Consider the following 16,000-nt stretch of genomic DNA (forward strand, 5'->3'; position numbering starts at 1 on the left):
CGCCCCGCGCGCCCTGCCCTTGCCGCCGCCTTCGCCGGCGGCGGCCTGCGCGGGCTCGAAGGCGGCTTTGGCCGCGCGCGGCTGGGCGCGCACCTTCTCGACGATGGAGCGCGTGAACTTCTTCACGTTCTCCATGAACGCCGCGTCGGACGCTTGCCCGCGGGAAATTTCGTGCAGCCGCCGCTCCCACTGCCCGGTCATCTCCGGCGACGTCAGCAGCTCGACGCCGGCGCCGCGGATCAGCTCGACGGCCGACCGGCCCTTCTGCGTAATCGCGATCCGCTTGCCCTGCATCGTCACGTAGCCGACGTTTTTCAGCCGCTCGATGATCGCCGCCCGCGTCGCCGGCGTGCCGAGCCCCGAATCTTTCATCGCGTCGCGCAGCTCCTCGTCCTCGAGCTGCTTGCCGGCGCTTTCCATCGCCTTCAGCAGCGTTCCTTCCGTGTACGGCTTCGGCGGCTGCGTTTCTTTCTCCTTCGCCGCCGAGTCGCGGCAGTGCACCGGCTCGTCCGGCGCGAGCGAGAACGGCGTATCGACCAGCTCCTCCTCGGGCTCGCTCGGTCCGTCGCCTTCCCCGTCTTTGCCGTCCTTGCCTTCCGCCGATTTGCCGCCGGACGTTTTGCCGGTATCCTTCGGCGCGTGCTTGTCGTCCTCGTATACCGTTTTCCAGCCCAGGCTGACGAGCTGCTTGATCGTCGTTTTGAACGTTTCCCGCTCGACCTCCGTCAGCACCGTATGCACCTTATATTCGGCGGGCGGATAAAAGTGGGACAAAAAGCGGCGGATGATCAAATCGTACAGCTTCTGCTCCTCGGGCGACAGCGACCCGGCCCGTTTTCCCGTCGGCAAAATGGCGTGGTGATCCTCGACCTTGGCCGGGTTGCATACCGCCTTGTTGTTTTTGTGCACGAGCTGCTTGTTCGCGCCGGCCGCCAGCGTCTCGTACGGCGTCCCCCGAAGCGAATCGAGCGCGCGGTGCATTTCGGGAATGTTTTGCTCGTTCACGTAATTGGAGTTCGTCCGCGGGTACGAAATCACTTTATGCTTCTCGTAGAGCGACTGCGCGACGTCCAGCGTTTTTTTGGCGGAAAAGCCGAATCGCGCGTTCGCGTCCCGCTGCAGCAGCGTCAAATCGTACAGACGGAACGGGTATTCCTTCGTATCCTTGACCTCGTAGCTCGAAATGCGGCCCGGCTTGTCCTTCACCTTGGCGGCGAGCGCCTCCGCCTTCTCCTTGTCGGTCAGCCGCTCTCCCTGCCACAGCCCGCGATAAGCCGTCTCCCGCTGGTCGAAATGCGCCTCCACCTCGTAAAACTTGGTCGACGAAAACTGCTCGATCTGCTTTTGCCGGTCGTACAGCAGCGCCAATACCGGCGTCTGCACGCGCCCGACCGACAGCAGCTCGTTATGCTTCGTCGTAAACGCGCGCGAGCCGTTCATGCCGATCAGCCAGTCCGCCTCGCTCCGCGCCCGGGCGGCCCGCGTCAGCGGCTCGTACGCGCTGCCGTCCTTCAGCTCGGCGAAGCCGCGGCGGATCGTCTCCGGCGTCAGGTCCGAAATCCACAGCCGCCTCACCGGATGGCGAAGCTTCAAATGCTGCTGGATGTAGGCGAAAATCAGCTGCCCCTCGCGCCCGGCGTCGCAGGCGTTGACGATGTCGCCGCACTGTTTGGCCAGCTCGGCGATCACCTTCAGCTGGTCCTTCGTGCGCGGGTTCGGCAGCAGCTTGAACGTATCGGGAATAATCGGCAGGTCGTTCAAATTCCACTTTTTATATTTGTCGTCGTACAGGTCGGGCTCCGCCAGTCCGATCAAATGTCCGATCGCCCACGTAATGACGTACTGCCGCCCTTCCAGGTAGGTCCGTTTGTTGACGGCCTTCGGCTCGATCGCGGCGGCGATATTGCGCCCCATGTCCGGTTTTTCGGCGATAATCAGCGTCTTCAAAGCATGCTTCCTCCGGTAACAAAATCCGGCGAACCCGTTCGGATTCGCCGCTCGGTCATTTCCATAGTACCACAAACGGCGGCCGGGGAGGACGACGGAATGAAGGGACAAGCGAATGAGTCCAGGTTGTTGCATATTCCCGGGCGCAGTGATAAGTTGAAGAAAAGAAGCCCGGTTCCGCGACGGAAGCGGCGCCATCACGACGGAAAGGACGGTCGATGCCCGTATGCCCGCCCGCTGGAGAGTCCCATTCCGCGCCGTCCCGCGCTATATGCTGCTGCTGCTCGCGTTCGGCGTGCTGATCGGCGCGGTTCCCGTTCTCGCATTGGGTTTGTATTCGTACTATACGGCCTCGGGAGACGTCGAGCAGAAGATGAAGGAGAGCAGCGGCCAAGTCCTGCTGCAGACGCAAATGCGCGTGGAGCAGATGATGAAGACGCTGGAGCTGACCGCGATGCAGTACGCCAACTCGCCCCAGGTGACGGCGGCGCTGAACGGTCCGCTCGATGTGGCCGATTTTATAAGAGTGCGCAATTTGTATACCGGACTTTACAATTTGCAAACGCTTTCCGGAATGAGCGGCGGCTATTTGGTCGGCAGCGAGCACGACTGGGTCATGAGCTTCACGTCCGTGACCCCGCTGTCGCAATCCCCGCTCCGGCATCAGCTCGAGCAGTACGCGAAGCGCCCGAACAATTTGTTCTGGGACATCGCTCCGGCGGCGGGCGCGGCCGAAAGCGCCGAATCGGCGGACGGCGAAATGGGGGCCGCCCCGAAGCAGACGATCCGGATGGTGTATAAGCTGCCGATCTTGCCGTTCACGCAGCAGCCGAAAGGCTATTTGATCATCGAAATGCTGAAAACGCAATTCCGTTCGCTGCTCGAGGCCGACTCCGGCCGAATGGGCGAGCTGTACGCGCTCAGCCGCGAAGGAACCGATTTTTTGAACATGCTGGGCGACCCGGGCGGCGACTATGCGCGGGTGAACGGACGGATCGCCGAGGCCGCCTCGCGGGCGGGGACGTCGACCGGCTTTCTGGTCGACGACGTCGGGGGACGGGAAACGATGTTTTCGTACCGCGGCTCCGGCTATAACGGATTGATCTACGTATCGGCCGTCTCCATGGAGCAGCTGACGCAGCAAACCCGTAAAATCGCCGTCGCGACGTTCGTCGCCTGCAGCGTCATTCTCGCCGTCGTCGGCATTTTGGCGCTGCTCGTCAGCCGCCGCATGTATTCGCCGATCCGGCGGCTCGCCGAATTTACGAAAGCGGTTCAAATCGGCGATCCGGGCGGCCGGGACGAATTCCGCTCGATGGAGGAGCGGTTCCGGACGCTGTTCAGCGCCGGCCAGCAGCTGAAGCAGCAAATGCAGGTGCAGTTCACGCAGCTGAACGAATTTTTGATGCTGAAGCTGTTCGCCGGGCAGCTGTCGGAGAGCGACTTCGCGTACCGCAGCCAGCTGTACGGGTTTCCGACCGGCTGGAAGCGGCTGGCGGTGCTGACGCTGCAGATCGACACGCTGCACGACACCCGCTACCGCGACCCCGACAAAGAGCTGCTGCTGTTCTCGATCCACAACATGGTGTCGGAGCTCATCCCCGCCGGCCACCGGTTCAGCCCCGTCCTGCTCGACCAGTCGCAGGTGACGCTCGTGACGAGCGAGCTGGAGGACGAACGCGAGCTGCGGGCGTATTATTACCGGTACGCGGAGCATATTCAGGCGAAAGTGTACGAATTTTTGCAGGTGCACGTCAGCATCGGCATCAGCCGGCCGTTCATGAAGCCGACGGAGGCGGTCCGCGGCTACAACGAGGGGCTGGAGGCGCTCAGCAGCCGCATCTTTTTGGGCACGGGCATCATCGTCCATTACGGCGACGTGCGGACCGGGCAGGGCGGCATCGCCGCGGCGGCGTACGCGCAGCTGAAGGCGATCGAGGAGCGGCTTGCGAAAGCGCTTAAGTCGGATCGGCCGGACAAAGCGACGGAGCTGTTCGACGAGTACATGGCGGAGCTGGCGGAGCGCAACGTGGGCGCGAACGAGTATTCCGTCCTGCTCATGCAGCTCGTCTCGCGGCTGTATCAGGTCGTCCAGGAGCGGGGCGGGCTCGTGCACGCCGTAGTCGGCGAGCCGGGCTCGTACAGGCAGCTGACGAAGCGGAATACGCCGGAGGATATCGCCGATTGGTTCAAGCGGGATTTGCTCGCGCCGATCATCGATTTTTTGAACCGGCAAGCGGAGACGCAGTACGTCAGCATCGTCGGCCGGATGATCCGGCTCGTCGAGGAGCGGTACGATCAGGACATTACGCTCGAAGGATGCGCCGCGGAGCTGAATTTCCATCCGGTCTACTTGAGCCGCGTGTTCAAGAAGGAGACGGGCGTCACGTTCAGCGAGTATTTGGCGGAATACCGGATGAACGTGGCGAAGGAATGGCTGGAGACGACGACGATGCGGCTGTCGGAAGTCGCGGAGAAGCTGAACTACTCGAACACGACGGCGTTTATCCGCATGTTCCGCAAAGTCGTCGGGATGACGCCGGGGCAGTACCGGGAGAGGTTCAACAAGTAATACGCTTCGAGCAAAAAGGATCGGTTTGCACAGAAAGACCGTTAGTTCCGGCGGTCTTTCTCAGGGATCGCCCGGCAACCGGGATCCGTGTCGGCCGCTGCGGGATGGAACGAATCGTAGGATGCTTATCGGCGGAAAAAACGACCGTTTTTGAGGCTAACGAATCCGGATATCGCTATCCAGCCCAAAATGGAAGAAAACGATCCGATTTGCCGGCAATAGCGATACTGGAGTTCGTAAGCCAATTCGCGCCCCCGCATTCGGCTCCGATAACGATCGCTCGATTCGTTGAGCCGCATGAAGCAGTTCTCAGGAGTTCGAAAGGAATGGGCACGGCGCGGAACGATCACGGACCGCCTTGGATGTCGTGTTGTTTATCGTCAAGCCTAAACGGACCGTCCGGCGTACCGGACGGTTTTTTCGTATTTCAGGCCCGGCAAGCGAGGTTAAATCCGGATAACGGCGGGTTAAAAACGGTAAACGCCGCGGGAGGCAGGCTGCGCCGCCGTTACCGTTTCGCAGCGCGGCCGGAATTTGGTTGCATTTGGTGCATAGCATGTTCCGGCAAGGGGACCGATAATGGACGCAAGGCAACGCCAACGAAACCGAAAGGAGGGTCCCCATGAACGCGCAACCCGACGCGGCCGCGCCGCCGCGCGAAGCCGCAAGCCGATCCGAAGCGTCCGGCGGAACGCAGTGGATGAAAGACGTCGTCAAGGATCGCTGGCTGTACTTGATGGCGCTGCCGGGCATCGTCTACTTCCTCGTCTTCAAATACGTGCCGATGTATGGTATCGTCATGGCGTTCCAGGATTTCAAGCCGCATCTCGGCTTCTGGAACAGCCCGTTCGTCGGCTTCAAGCATTTCGCGCGGTTTTTCGGCGAAGACCAATTTTGGATGCTGTTTCGCAACACGTTCATTCTCGCGGTATACAATCTCGTCTTCTTCTTCCCGCTGCCGATCGTGCTTGCGCTGATGCTGAACGAGGTGCGCCGGGAAAAGTTCAAACGGTTTATCCAGACGCTCGTGTACGTTCCCCACTTCGTCTCCTGGGTCGTCGTCGTCGGCATTTTCTACATGCTGTTCACGACCGAGGGCGGAGCGGTCAACGAGCTGCTGTACGGCGCGACGGGCGAAAAAATTCCGTTTCTGCTCGAGCCGGAATGGTTCCGCACGATGATCGTCAGCCAGACGATCTGGAAGGAGGTCGGCTGGGGCACGATCATCTTCCTCGCCGCGCTGGCCGGCGTCGATTTGCAGCTGTACGAGGCGGCGCGCATGGACGGCGCGGGCCGATGGCGGCAGCTGTGGCACATCACGCTGCCGGCGATTCGCAGCACGATCGTCATCCTGTTCATTTTGCGGCTCGGCAACTTTCTGGACTCCGGGTTCGAGCATATTTTCCTTATGCTGACCGCGACGAACCGCGAGGTCGGGGAAGTGTTCGATACGTACGTATACGTGAAAGGGCTTACCCAAGGCCAGTTCAGCTACAGCGCGGCCGTAGGCTTGTTCAAATCGCTCGTCGGCCTTCTGCTCGTCGTCTCCGGCAACTGGCTGGCGAAACGATTCGGGGAAGAAGGCATCTACTGATGCCGACCGGCGGCGAAAGGAGAGAAATCGCATGACGTACGACAAAACGTGGGGCAACCGGCTGTTCGACTGGTTCAACGGCGCGCTGCTCGTCCTGATCGCGCTCGTCTGCATCGTTCCGTTTCTGTACGTGCTGGCCGTTTCGTTCACGGCCCCGCATATCGTCGCGCAGGGAGGATTCATCCTGTACCCGAAGGAATTTTCGCTGGCGGCGTACGAATACATTTTTTCGACGAACACGCTCGTCCGCAGCATGGGCATCTCCGTCTATGTGACGGCGCTCGGAACGCTGATCAATCTGGTGCTTACGTCGCTGCTCGCGTATCCGTTGTCCCGGCGCCACCTGCGGGGGCGGAAATGGATGATGCTCGGCATCGTCTTCACGATGCTGTTCAGCGGCGGACTGATCCCGACGTATTACGTCGTCAAATCGCTGCATATGATCGACACGCTGTGGTCGCTCATGATTCCGACGGCGATCAGCGCGTTCAATCTGATCATCCTCAAAAACTTTTTTCAGCAAATCCCCGAAGGGCTGGAAGATTCGGCGAAAATCGACGGCTGCAACGACGTCGGCATCCTGGTCCGGATCGTGCTTCCGCTCTCGCTGCCGGCGATCGCGACGTTCGCGCTGTTTTACGCGGTCGACCATTGGAACCGGTACTTTCAGGCCGTCATGTACATTAACGACAATTCGAAATGGCCGGTTCAGGTGCTGCTGCGGGAAATCGTCATCAACGCCAGCAGCCGGATCGGCGATACGAGCATCGAGGAGATGTACATCCAGCCGCTCACGATCAAGATGGCGGTCATCGTCTTCGCCACTCTGCCGATCATCGTCATCTACCCGTTTCTGCAAAAGCATTTTGCCAAAGGCGTCATGCTCGGTTCCGTTAAAGGGTAAACCCGCGCGCCGTATGCGCGCCATATCGGGGAGGTCGTTTTCCATGAAAAAGAACAAGCTCGCGCTCGTATCCTCGGCCGTCGTCGCGGTTTCGCTGCTGACCGCGGCGTGCGGCAAACCGGCCGGACCGGAAGGAGGGCAGGGGGCCGCGCCGTCCGGCACGGAAGCCCCGCTCCAGCTCAGCATCGCGATCGCCCAGGTCGGGGACATTCCGGCGAAGGGCAACGCCGTCGAGCAGGCGATCGAGAAGTATACGAATACGAAGCTGGACATCCAATGGATTCCGAGCGCCGCCTTCAACGACAAAGTGAACGTCATGCTGGCGTCGAACGAAATGCCCAAGCTGCTGAAGGTGAACCAAACCCCGAACGTCGTCAACGCGATCGAGTCGCAGCTGTTTTGGGAAATCGGGCCGCTGCTTAAAAATTACAAAAACATCGCCGCCCAAAACGAGCAGTTTTTTCAAAACATTTCGGTCGAAGGGAAAATGTACGGCATTCCGCTGTACCGCAACATGGGGCGCGGGGCGATCGTCTACCGCAAAGACTGGCTCGACCAGCTCGGCCTCAAGATTCCGAAAACGATCGACGGCTGGTACGATACGCTGCGGGCGCTCACGCTGAACGATCCGGACAAAAACGGCAAAAACGACACGTACGGCATCGTGCTGAACAAAACGTACAACCAGGGCGCGGCCTCGATGCTTACCCGGCTCGCCGTGGCGATGGGCGGCGTCAACAAATGGGGCGTCGACAAGGACGGCAATTTCACGCCGGAATTTATGACGAAAGAGTTCGCCGACGTGCTGAAGCTGTTCCGCCGGCTGTACGAGGAAAAGCTGATCAACCAGGACTTCGCCGTGCTCGACGCGACCGAGGCGGAGAAGCTGTTCGACACGAGCCGCGTCGGCGTCCGGTTCGCCGTGGCGACGAACGGCAAAAGCCAGCAGGACCGGCTAAGCAAGACGGCGCCGACCGCCGTCGTCGACGTGGCGAGCTTCGAAGGGCCGCAAGGCATCCGCATTTCGTCGGAGAACGGCAACAACGGCTTCCTCGTCGTCCCGAAGTCGTCCGTCAAGACGGAGGCCGAGCTGAAGCGGGTGCTCGCCTTCCTCGACAAGCTGATGGACCCGGACATGTCGACGCTGCTGCTGCGCGGCATCGAAGGGACGCATTTCGCCAAGACGAGCGACAACCGGACCGAGTTTATCGGCGACGGCTTCAACGTTTTCCAGCGCGAGGTGAAGCCGTACCGGGACAATTTGCCCGTGCTCGAAGGGTACAACGTCGCTCCGCTCAAGGACGTGCCGATCGGGGAGAAGGGGACGAAGATGGAGGCGGACGGCATCAAATATATCGTCTCCAACCCGGCGCTGACGCTGACGTCGGCGACGTTTTCCGAGCGCGGCCAGGAGCTGGAGCAGCAGATCAACGACGCCCAGACGAAATTCATTATGGGCAAAATCGACGAGGCCGGCTACCAGGACGAAATCGCCAAATGGAAAAAAGCCGGCGGGGATAAAATTATGGCCGAGTACAAGGAGTCGTACTTGAAGCTGCGGAAAAAATAACGCCAGCGTTCAGGCGGATGGGACGTGCGAGGGAGGAAGGGCGGCGGCCCTGCGATGAAGCCGGCAACCGGCGGATCGCCGGGCCGCCGGCTTTTTTTCTACGACGGCATCATTCTGAAACCGTGCGGGTACTGCAAAGGATAGCGATCCTTTGGACCCTTTATTTTTGCCGGAAAACGTATTTTTTGCAAAAATAGCAGACGTTTGGGACGCTTATTTCCTCCGAAATCGGCCGAAATCGTCTCTGCGTAGCGAATTTGTTTCATTAGGAGTCCCAAAAGACCGCTAATTGTTTGAAATGGAGGATCCTGTTCGGTTAAGAGACTTCAAGGACTGCTATCTATTTCGAATCCAATCATGGCGCAATACTCGGAACGCTTCGTCGATTCCACGTTGCGGAGCTCATGCCCGAAGACAAGGCCGCCGCCGTCAAACGGCTGCAAGAGGAAGGCCATAAGGTCGCGATGGTAGGGGACGGCATCAACGACGCACCTGCGCTTGCGACCTCCGACCTTGGCATCGCGATGGGCGGAGCCGGCACGGACACCGCAATGAACTAACGGGGTACGATAGTGGAGGAGTTCCTACGCGGGAGCTCCTTTTTCGTTTTTTGAAAGGGAGTTTGAGCACCGTTTCAGCTGCGGCTTCCGGGTTTACGAATCGCTGGCGCCGGGTTTGAATTGATCATTCGGCGAACTGCAGCTGCGCGAGGAGGTAAATAGGGCCGAATGAGCGGCGCCTGGGACATCGATCGCAGAAGTCTTCGATAGCATTTAACCTCATTAAAATGTTGGTTTTATATGACAATGGTGCAAATTTATTGTCGTAAAATCCAAAGATTTTTCAAAATGAAACCGCTATGCTAAAAATAAATGTTAGCGCTTTCAACAAGATCATCGCCTGATCCATTGGTTGTGTACGTAGATGACACAAAAAGAGAAGAGGGAGATGTGTATGAAAGTAAACAAAACGTTCCGTGCCGGCAAACGATCGGCGTGTTCGGCGGCGGCAACGCTGCCGGTCGTCGCCCTGCTCGTCGCCTCATGCAGCGGAGGAAACGCTACGCCGGGCTCCGCAGACAAAGCTCCGGATGCGAAGCAGCCGGAAGCGGCCGCAGCCGCAACGAAAGATTGGACGAAGGAGAAGGTGGAACTGACGTTTTACTATATGTACGACGATGATATAGAACAAGGTTTTCGCGAAGGAGACGGGGCGCGTATTCAGAAGAAATACCCGAATATTACGTTCAAATTTCTTCAAAACAAAAAGGGCACTACGCTGGCCGATATTATCGCTACAAAAACGAATGTCGACTTTTTCGGCGATACGCAATCCGGTGTGGCCAAACTTCGGGATGTCGGTCTAATGGATGATTTATCCGACCTCATAAAGAAACACAAGGTGGATTTGAGCAAAGTCGAACCGAACGCAATCAATGCGTACACATTTGCGGGCAATGGGATTTTACCGGGCCTTCCCGTCAAAATAAACTCCACCGCACTTTACTATAACAAAGATCTGTTCGATAAATTCGGCGTTCCTTATTTGACCGACAATATGACATGGGAACAAGTTTTCGAAACCGCTAAAAAATTGACTCGTTCCGACGGCGGCACGCCTTATTACGGGCTCGGACTCAATATATCCAACATGCTGTATGTAAACGAGAAGTTGCCCGGCTTGGTAAATACGCAGACAAGAAAAGCAACGCTCCATACGGATCATTGGAAGAAAATGATGGAGCGCATCGTGCCGATGGCTACGATCTCGGGGAATCAAGCCGCGAACAACGACCTGGCCAACTACGGAAAATCATACATTCAATTTTACAAGGATCGAAATATCGCGATCCAGGTCGGCAACAACACCATCTATAATATACTCCACCAAAATGGGGATGGCATGAGATGGGATATTGCCACATTCCCCTACTTCGGCGACATGCCGAATGCAGGTCCGAATTCGAGCCCGTATGGCTATTTTATATCCAAGACGAGTCCGAATCGGGAAATCGCGTTCTTGGCCATCGCCGCTTTGCTGGAGGAGAGCGCCCAACTGGACGCAGCCCGGACTGACGGAGCCGTACCTGTCATCAAGAATCGCTCCTTCCTGGATACAATCGGAAAGGATTCGCAATATTTGAAAGGCAGAAACGCTAAAGGGCTGGTACCGAGGATATACGGCGAAAGCATTCCGGTTGACCCGCTTTATTCCGCCGCAACGGGCGCCTTGAACACCGCCTTCTATAACGTAGTGGCCGGCAAGAACGACATCAATACCGCTTTGCGTGAAGCGGAGGAATCGGCAAACCAGAAAATAAGCACACTTGGCAAATGAAGCAACGGGACTGGCGAACTATTTCTTTGATGATCGAAAAAAAAACCGCCCGTTAACGCAGCAAAGCCGCCGATCATCCGCCGGCAGCTTCATTATGGTGTAACCAATTATAACAGCAGCGTCTCCCCATGTATCCGGAAGAGAAGATAGGTGGCCGGACGCCGCTTTTTTGCTTTGGATAAACGGCGCTATTCCTTGACGGAGCCGAGCATGATGCCGTGGATGAAATATTTTTGCAGAAACGGGTAGACGACGAGAATCGGCACCATCGATACGACGATTTTGGCCGCGTTCAGCGTCTTCTCGGAAATTTTCTCCAGCAGCGCCGCCTGGGTCGAGTCGAGCTCCTGGATGTTGATCTGCACGACGAGCTGCTGAATGTATGTCTGAAGCGGATATTGCTCCACGCTGCGCATAAAGATAAGCCCGTCGAAAAACGCGTTCCAATGGCCGACGATGCTGAACAGCGTCACCGTGGCGAGCGAAGGCAGCGACAGCGGTATGAACACGGCAACGAGCATGTACCACGGGCCGGCGCCGTCCATATAGCCGGCTTCGCTCAGCTCCTTCGGCATATTGCGGAAAAAGTTCATCAGCAAAATGACGTTGAACACCGGCACCGCGCCCGGAAGCACGAGCGCCCAAATCGTATTGAACAGGCCGAGCGCCTTGACGGTCAAGTAGAGCGGGATGATGCCGCCGCTGAACAGCATCGTCACGAGCAAAAACCACATGTAGGCGTTCCGGTACGGAAAATGCTTCGGACTTTGCGAGAGCGGATACGCCATCAGGACGGTCAGCGCGAAGTTGATCGCCCCTCCGAGCAGCACGCGTTTGACGGATACGTAAAACGAATGGACGAAGTGCGGCTCCTCCATAATTTTGCGGTACGACTCCAGGGTGAAGCCTTTCGGCCACAGCTTGACGAAGCCGCCGGCCGCGGCCGCGTTGTCGCTGAACGAGACGGCGACCGTATGCAGGACCGGGCCGAGCGAAACGAACGAGAGGAGCAGCATGACGGCGAGCAGCGCCGCCTCGGACAGACGGGCGGATACGGTTCGGTTGCGGACCACGACGGTTCACCGCTTTCTTCAAAAAATCCGGTAATTCGCGTACTTGTACGCGAGACGGTACGAGATCACGATCAGAACGAAGCCGATCGCCGATTTGAGCAGGCTGACGGCCGTGGCGAAGCCGTATTGGGCCTGGACGAGACCGACGCGATATACGTACGTGTCGATAATGTCGCCGGAATCGTAGACGAGCGGATTGTACAGGTTGAATATTTGATCGAAGCCGGCGTTCAAAATGTTGCCGATGCTGAGCGTTCCGAGCAGCACGACCGTGGAGGCGAGCGAAGGGAGCGTAATGTAGAGCAGCTGCTGGAAGCGCCCGGCTCCGTCCATCTCGGCGGCCTCGTACAGCGACGGATTGATCCCGGCCAGCGCGGCCAAATAGACGATGGCGGCGAAGCCGAACTCCTTCCAAATATCGCTGCCGACGACGATCGCCGGAAACCAGGCGTTGCTCGCGAGGAACAGAATCGGCTCGAAGCCGAGTGATTTCAGCGTCTGATTGACGATGCCGCCGAGCGACAGCATGTCGATGACGATGCCGGCCAAAATGACCCACGAAATAAAATGGGGCAAATAGACGACGGTTTGCACCCAGCGCTTTACCGCCATCATCCGCACTTCGTTGAGCAGCAGCGCGAAAACGAGCGGAACGACGAGATGCGCGACGATTTTGCTCAACGCGATAAAGACGGTGTTGAAAAAGATGACTTTGCCGTCGCGGATCTCGAACAAGTAAGCGAAGTTTTCCAGCCCGATCCATTCCGAGTTCCAGATGCCTCTGCCGATTTTGAAATCCTGGAAGGCGATGACGATGCCGAACATCGGCACGACGTGAAACACGATCAGCAGGACGACGCCGGGCAGCAGCATCAGGTGGTAATGCTTGTGGAACGATTTGACGTTCATGGTCCGGTTCTCCTCCAAGCAGCGGCCGGGACGAGCGAGGGCCCGCCGTCCGCACCGGCGGCGGCGCCCCCGGCGCCCCCGGCGCCCGTTACTTGCCTTTGGATTTGTTCACTTCGTCCTGCACTTCCTTCGTAATTTCGTCGCCGCCCTGCGCCTTCCAATCGGTTACGAATTTGTCGAACGAATCGAGCGGCGCCTCGCCCATGACGATTTTGAGAAACGATTCCGTCTCGAGCTTTTGCAGGTTCGCCCATTTCCGTTCCATCGTCTTCGTCGTCGCCGTATATTCGCTGTACACTTGATTCATGCTCCGCCTCAGCAGCTCGGCGGGAGTCGTATAGCCGTAAAACGCGCGCCACGCCTTCAAATCCGCCTTCGGATTCGCTTTGTCGATCATCGCATTGTCATACAGCGCCTTCATCTCCGAATTGAGCTGCTCCGGCTTGATTTCGCCGTTCAGCGCTTTTTTCAGCGTATCGGCCTTCCGTTCGACCGCGTCGGCGTAATCGTACGTGGCGTTGCCGATCGGCCAATATTCGGCGCTGATCGTGAAGTCGAGCTTGAGCGAGTCGGGGTCGGTCTTCCGCTGGGCGGCGACGAACGTATTGGCGTAAACGACGGCCGCCTCGGGATGCTTCATCCCTTTCTTCACGATAAGAAAGCGGTTGCTCACCGGCACCATCAGGTTGTTGTACCGGCCCTTCGCGTCGGGAATGAGATAAGGCTCGAACTCGGCCTTCGGGTTGTTCGTCATCGTGTCGGCGACGATGCCGCCCGACCACCAAGGCCCGAAAAACATCCCCGCCTGCCCGCCAATGACCGGCTGGTTCAAATCTTTGCGCAGGGCGAATTCTTTGTCGATCAGTCCGGCGGCGTACATGTCGCGCAGCTTGCCGAGCGCCTGCTTCGTTTCCGGCAGGATCGAGCCGTACACGATTTTGCCGGAGCCGTCCTTGATCCAGTTGGACGGATACGCGTTGTAGGCGAGAAACAGCCCTTTCCAATTATGATGGCCCGCCTTGCCGGGGACGTTGATGCCGCTCGAGCCGGTCAGGCCGATCGTATCCGCTTTGCCGTTGCCGTCCGGATCGCGCTCCACGAACGCCTTGGCGATCGCCGCGATGTCGTCGACCGTCTTCGGCGGCTGCAGGCCGAGCTTGTCGAGCCAATCTTTGCGCACCCAGAGCATGCTGGCCGCGTCGGCCTGCACGCTGATGTTCGGGATGGCCATCAATTTGCCTTGGTACGTCGCTTTTTCGAGCGCCTTGTTGCCCGTCGACGCGTACAGCTCCTTCGTGAGCGGGGCGGCGTACCGCTCGTAAGCTTTGCTCAAATCTTCGAGCTGGCCCGCTTCGGCGAGCGACAAAAACGTCGCTTCGTCGACCAGCAGCATATCCGGGATGTCGCCGCTGGCGATGGACAGCTTCGACTTTTGGTCGAAGTCGGGGCCCGAGGCGTACCATAATATTTTAACGTCAATGTTCGTCTTGTCCTTGATGTAGCGCGTATACTGGTTGTTTTCGACCGTGTCTCCCGCCGCCAGCTTGGCGCCGGCGCTGACGCTTTTGAACGTGGTCACCTCGATCGGATTCGGCATCCGGTACGGGTCGATTTTGGCGGGCGGGTTCGTCGCTTCGGCGGCGCCGGGCTTTTGGCCCGCTCCGCCGTCCGCCCCCGGGCCTTCGCCTCCGCAGGCGGAAGCGAACGCGGCCAAGGCGGCCGCCATCACGAGCGTTTTCGCGTATTTCATACAGGTCCCTCCAGCAAACGTATTGGTCCCTCAAGGTAAAGCATCGCCGCCGCGTTCGCATCGGCGCCCGGCCGCTCCGGGCGACGCCGGACCGCACGAGCCGCGTTCGACCATTTCGGTCGGGATGAGCGCCCGTTTCACCGACGGGTTGCCCGATGCGCAGCGCTCGATAAGCAGCTTCGCGGCTTCACGGCCGAGCTCCTCGCTGTTCAGCTTGACGCCGGTCAGCGGCGGGACGAATTCGGCGGCGAACACCGACTCGTCGCTGAACGCGATGACCGACAAATCGTCCGGGATGGCGATTCCGAGCTCCGCCGCCGCTTTGTAAACGCCCAGCGCCATTTTGTCCGTGTCGGCGATGACCGCCGTCACGTCCGGGCGCCGCTGCAGCAACGATTTGGCGACGGAGTAGCCGAACGCGGACGTCGTCGCGGCCGGATCTTTGTGGACGAGCAGCTGCGGGTCGAACGGGATGCCGGCCTCCTCCAGCGAGCGCCTGTAGCCGAGCCCGCGGTCGGCGGAAACCGTTTTGCCGGCGGACGCGTTCAGAAACAGGATGCGCGTATGTCCGAGACGAAGCAAATAGTCGGTGACCTGCCGCCCGTTCGCCACGTTGTCGTTGTCCACGTAGCACACCTTCGACTCGAAGTCGCCGGGAGGCCGGCCGACTACGACGAGAGGAAGGCTTTGCCGAAGCCGGTCGGCGATGCGCGAATCGTTCTCGACCGGGTCCAGCAAAATGTCGCCGTCCACCGGCTCCGACGACAAATGCGGCACTTCGTTCAAATACGTTCCGGACAACGGATTGACGAGAAGACGGTAACCGTTCGCATTGCATTCGCTAAGCACCCCGTTGAGCAGCGAAAGGTGAAACAGGCTGAATTTGACCGACTCGCCCGGCATGTTCAGTCCGATGATGCGCGTCGTCTTGCTCGCGAGGCTTCTCGCCCAATAGTTCGGCTTGTAGTTCAATTGGCGGGCGGCGTCGAGCACCCGTTCCGTCACTTCTTTGCTGATCGGCCGTTTTTGGCTGAACACGCTGGATACGGTGCTCTTCGAAACGCCGGCCGCCGCGGCTACGTCGTCGATCGTTGCCAAGTACCCTCCTCCTTGCTCTTCGCGAAATTCGGTAACCTGACCGTTTCTTTCACATTAAACCGGTTTTATAAACGGAATGTTAGGCGGATGTTGATATTGTATTAAGTTCGGAAGCGCTTCATGATACGTTCGCGGGGCAAAATCGCGAAACCGGTTTAACGGCGCCGAGGTTGGGCCTCGCACGTTTGCCGTTTTGCCGATGTGGACCATACTAGGGAAAGGACGGGCGGCGCATTGTAAATTTTA

The 16,000-nt window shown here is 58.7% G+C and carries 10 protein-coding genes and 1 pseudogene; 6 read left to right on the forward strand and 5 right to left on the reverse strand.

Annotated features, from left to right (window positions below):
• On the reverse strand, positions 1 to 1,947 hold a 1,947-nt coding region (locus PV407_RS10190), incomplete at its 3' end, for a DNA topoisomerase 3 (protein ID WP_332089811.1).
• A 226-nt stretch (positions 1,948 to 2,173) separates the two neighbouring features.
• Between PV407_RS10190 and PV407_RS10195 the strand changes: the two genes are divergently transcribed.
• The 6 genes and pseudogenes from PV407_RS10195 to PV407_RS10220 all read left to right on the forward strand — a co-directional run bounded on the left by PV407_RS10195 (position 2,174) and on the right by PV407_RS10220 (position 10,924).
• Positions 2,174 to 4,519, forward strand: a complete 2,346-nt coding sequence (locus tag PV407_RS10195) for a helix-turn-helix transcriptional regulator (protein ID WP_332089812.1) — start codon at positions 2,174 to 2,176, stop codon at positions 4,517 to 4,519.
• 700 nt (positions 4,520 to 5,219) lie between these two features.
• The gene (locus PV407_RS10200; protein ID WP_332089860.1) at positions 5,220 to 6,113 is read left to right on the forward strand and encodes an ABC transporter permease; all 894 of its coding nucleotides are present in this window, start codon (positions 5,220 to 5,222) and stop codon (positions 6,111 to 6,113) included.
• A 31-nt stretch (positions 6,114 to 6,144) separates the two neighbouring features.
• Positions 6,145 to 7,017 (forward strand): carbohydrate ABC transporter permease, encoded by an 873-nt coding sequence (locus PV407_RS10205; protein ID WP_332089813.1) that lies wholly within the window; start codon positions 6,145 to 6,147, stop codon positions 7,015 to 7,017.
• A gap of 43 nt (positions 7,018 to 7,060) precedes the next feature.
• A complete protein-coding gene (locus PV407_RS10210; RefSeq protein ID WP_332089814.1) occupies positions 7,061 to 8,587 on the forward strand; it encodes an extracellular solute-binding protein in 1,527 nt (508 codons plus the stop codon).
• Between the two features lie 389 nt (positions 8,588 to 8,976).
• Positions 8,977 to 9,141, forward strand: a pseudogene (locus PV407_RS10215) (HAD-IC family P-type ATPase); the annotation flags it as partial.
• Positions 9,142 to 9,541: 400 nt separating this feature from the next.
• A complete protein-coding gene (locus tag PV407_RS10220) occupies positions 9,542 to 10,924 on the forward strand; it encodes an ABC transporter substrate-binding protein (RefSeq protein ID WP_332089815.1) in 1,383 nt (460 codons plus the stop codon).
• Between the two features lie 188 nt (positions 10,925 to 11,112).
• Here the strand turns inward: PV407_RS10220 and PV407_RS10225 are convergent, their stop codons facing one another.
• The 4 genes from PV407_RS10225 to PV407_RS10240 all read right to left on the reverse strand — a co-directional run bounded on the left by PV407_RS10225 (position 11,113) and on the right by PV407_RS10240 (position 15,754).
• Positions 11,113 to 11,997, reverse strand: coding sequence for a carbohydrate ABC transporter permease (locus PV407_RS10225; protein ID WP_332089816.1), 885 nt, complete (start codon positions 11,995 to 11,997; stop codon positions 11,113 to 11,115).
• Positions 11,998 to 12,015: 18 nt separating this feature from the next.
• Complete coding sequence (locus PV407_RS10230; RefSeq protein ID WP_332089817.1) at positions 12,016 to 12,906, reverse strand: ABC transporter permease; 891 nt, start codon at positions 12,904 to 12,906, stop codon at positions 12,016 to 12,018.
• Positions 12,907 to 12,994: 88 nt separating this feature from the next.
• Entirely contained in the window at positions 12,995 to 14,656 is a 1,662-nt protein-coding gene (locus PV407_RS10235) for an extracellular solute-binding protein (RefSeq protein WP_332089818.1), read from the reverse strand.
• A 30-nt stretch (positions 14,657 to 14,686) separates the two neighbouring features.
• A complete protein-coding gene (locus PV407_RS10240; protein WP_332089819.1) occupies positions 14,687 to 15,754 on the reverse strand; it encodes a LacI family DNA-binding transcriptional regulator in 1,068 nt (355 codons plus the stop codon).
• Between the last annotated feature and the right edge of the window lie 246 nt (positions 15,755 to 16,000).

The organism is Paenibacillus sp. GYB003, from assembly GCF_036577625.1.
In the GTDB taxonomy this organism is placed as follows: domain Bacteria; phylum Bacillota; class Bacilli; order Paenibacillales; family NBRC-103111; genus Paenibacillus_AB.

What these genes read in the sequence shown, in the direction of transcription:
- PV407_RS10195 (WP_332089812.1), top strand. Translation starts at nt 2,174, where the DNA reads ATGCCCGCCCGCTGGAGAGTCCCATTCCGCGCCGTCCCGCGCTATATG.
- PV407_RS10200 (WP_332089860.1), top strand. Translation starts at nt 5,220, where the DNA reads ATGAAAGACGTCGTCAAGGATCGCTGGCTGTACTTGATGGCGCTGCCG.
- PV407_RS10205 (WP_332089813.1), top strand. Translation starts at nt 6,145, where the DNA reads ATGACGTACGACAAAACGTGGGGCAACCGGCTGTTCGACTGGTTCAAC.
- PV407_RS10210 (WP_332089814.1), top strand. Translation starts at nt 7,061, where the DNA reads ATGAAAAAGAACAAGCTCGCGCTCGTATCCTCGGCCGTCGTCGCGGTT.
- PV407_RS10220 (WP_332089815.1), top strand. Translation starts at nt 9,542, where the DNA reads ATGAAAGTAAACAAAACGTTCCGTGCCGGCAAACGATCGGCGTGTTCG.
- PV407_RS10230 (WP_332089817.1), bottom strand. Translation starts at nt 12,906, where the DNA reads ATGAACGTCAAATCGTTCCACAAGCATTACCACCTGATGCTGCTGCCC.
- PV407_RS10235 (WP_332089818.1), bottom strand. Translation starts at nt 14,656, where the DNA reads ATGAAATACGCGAAAACGCTCGTGATGGCGGCCGCCTTGGCCGCGTTC.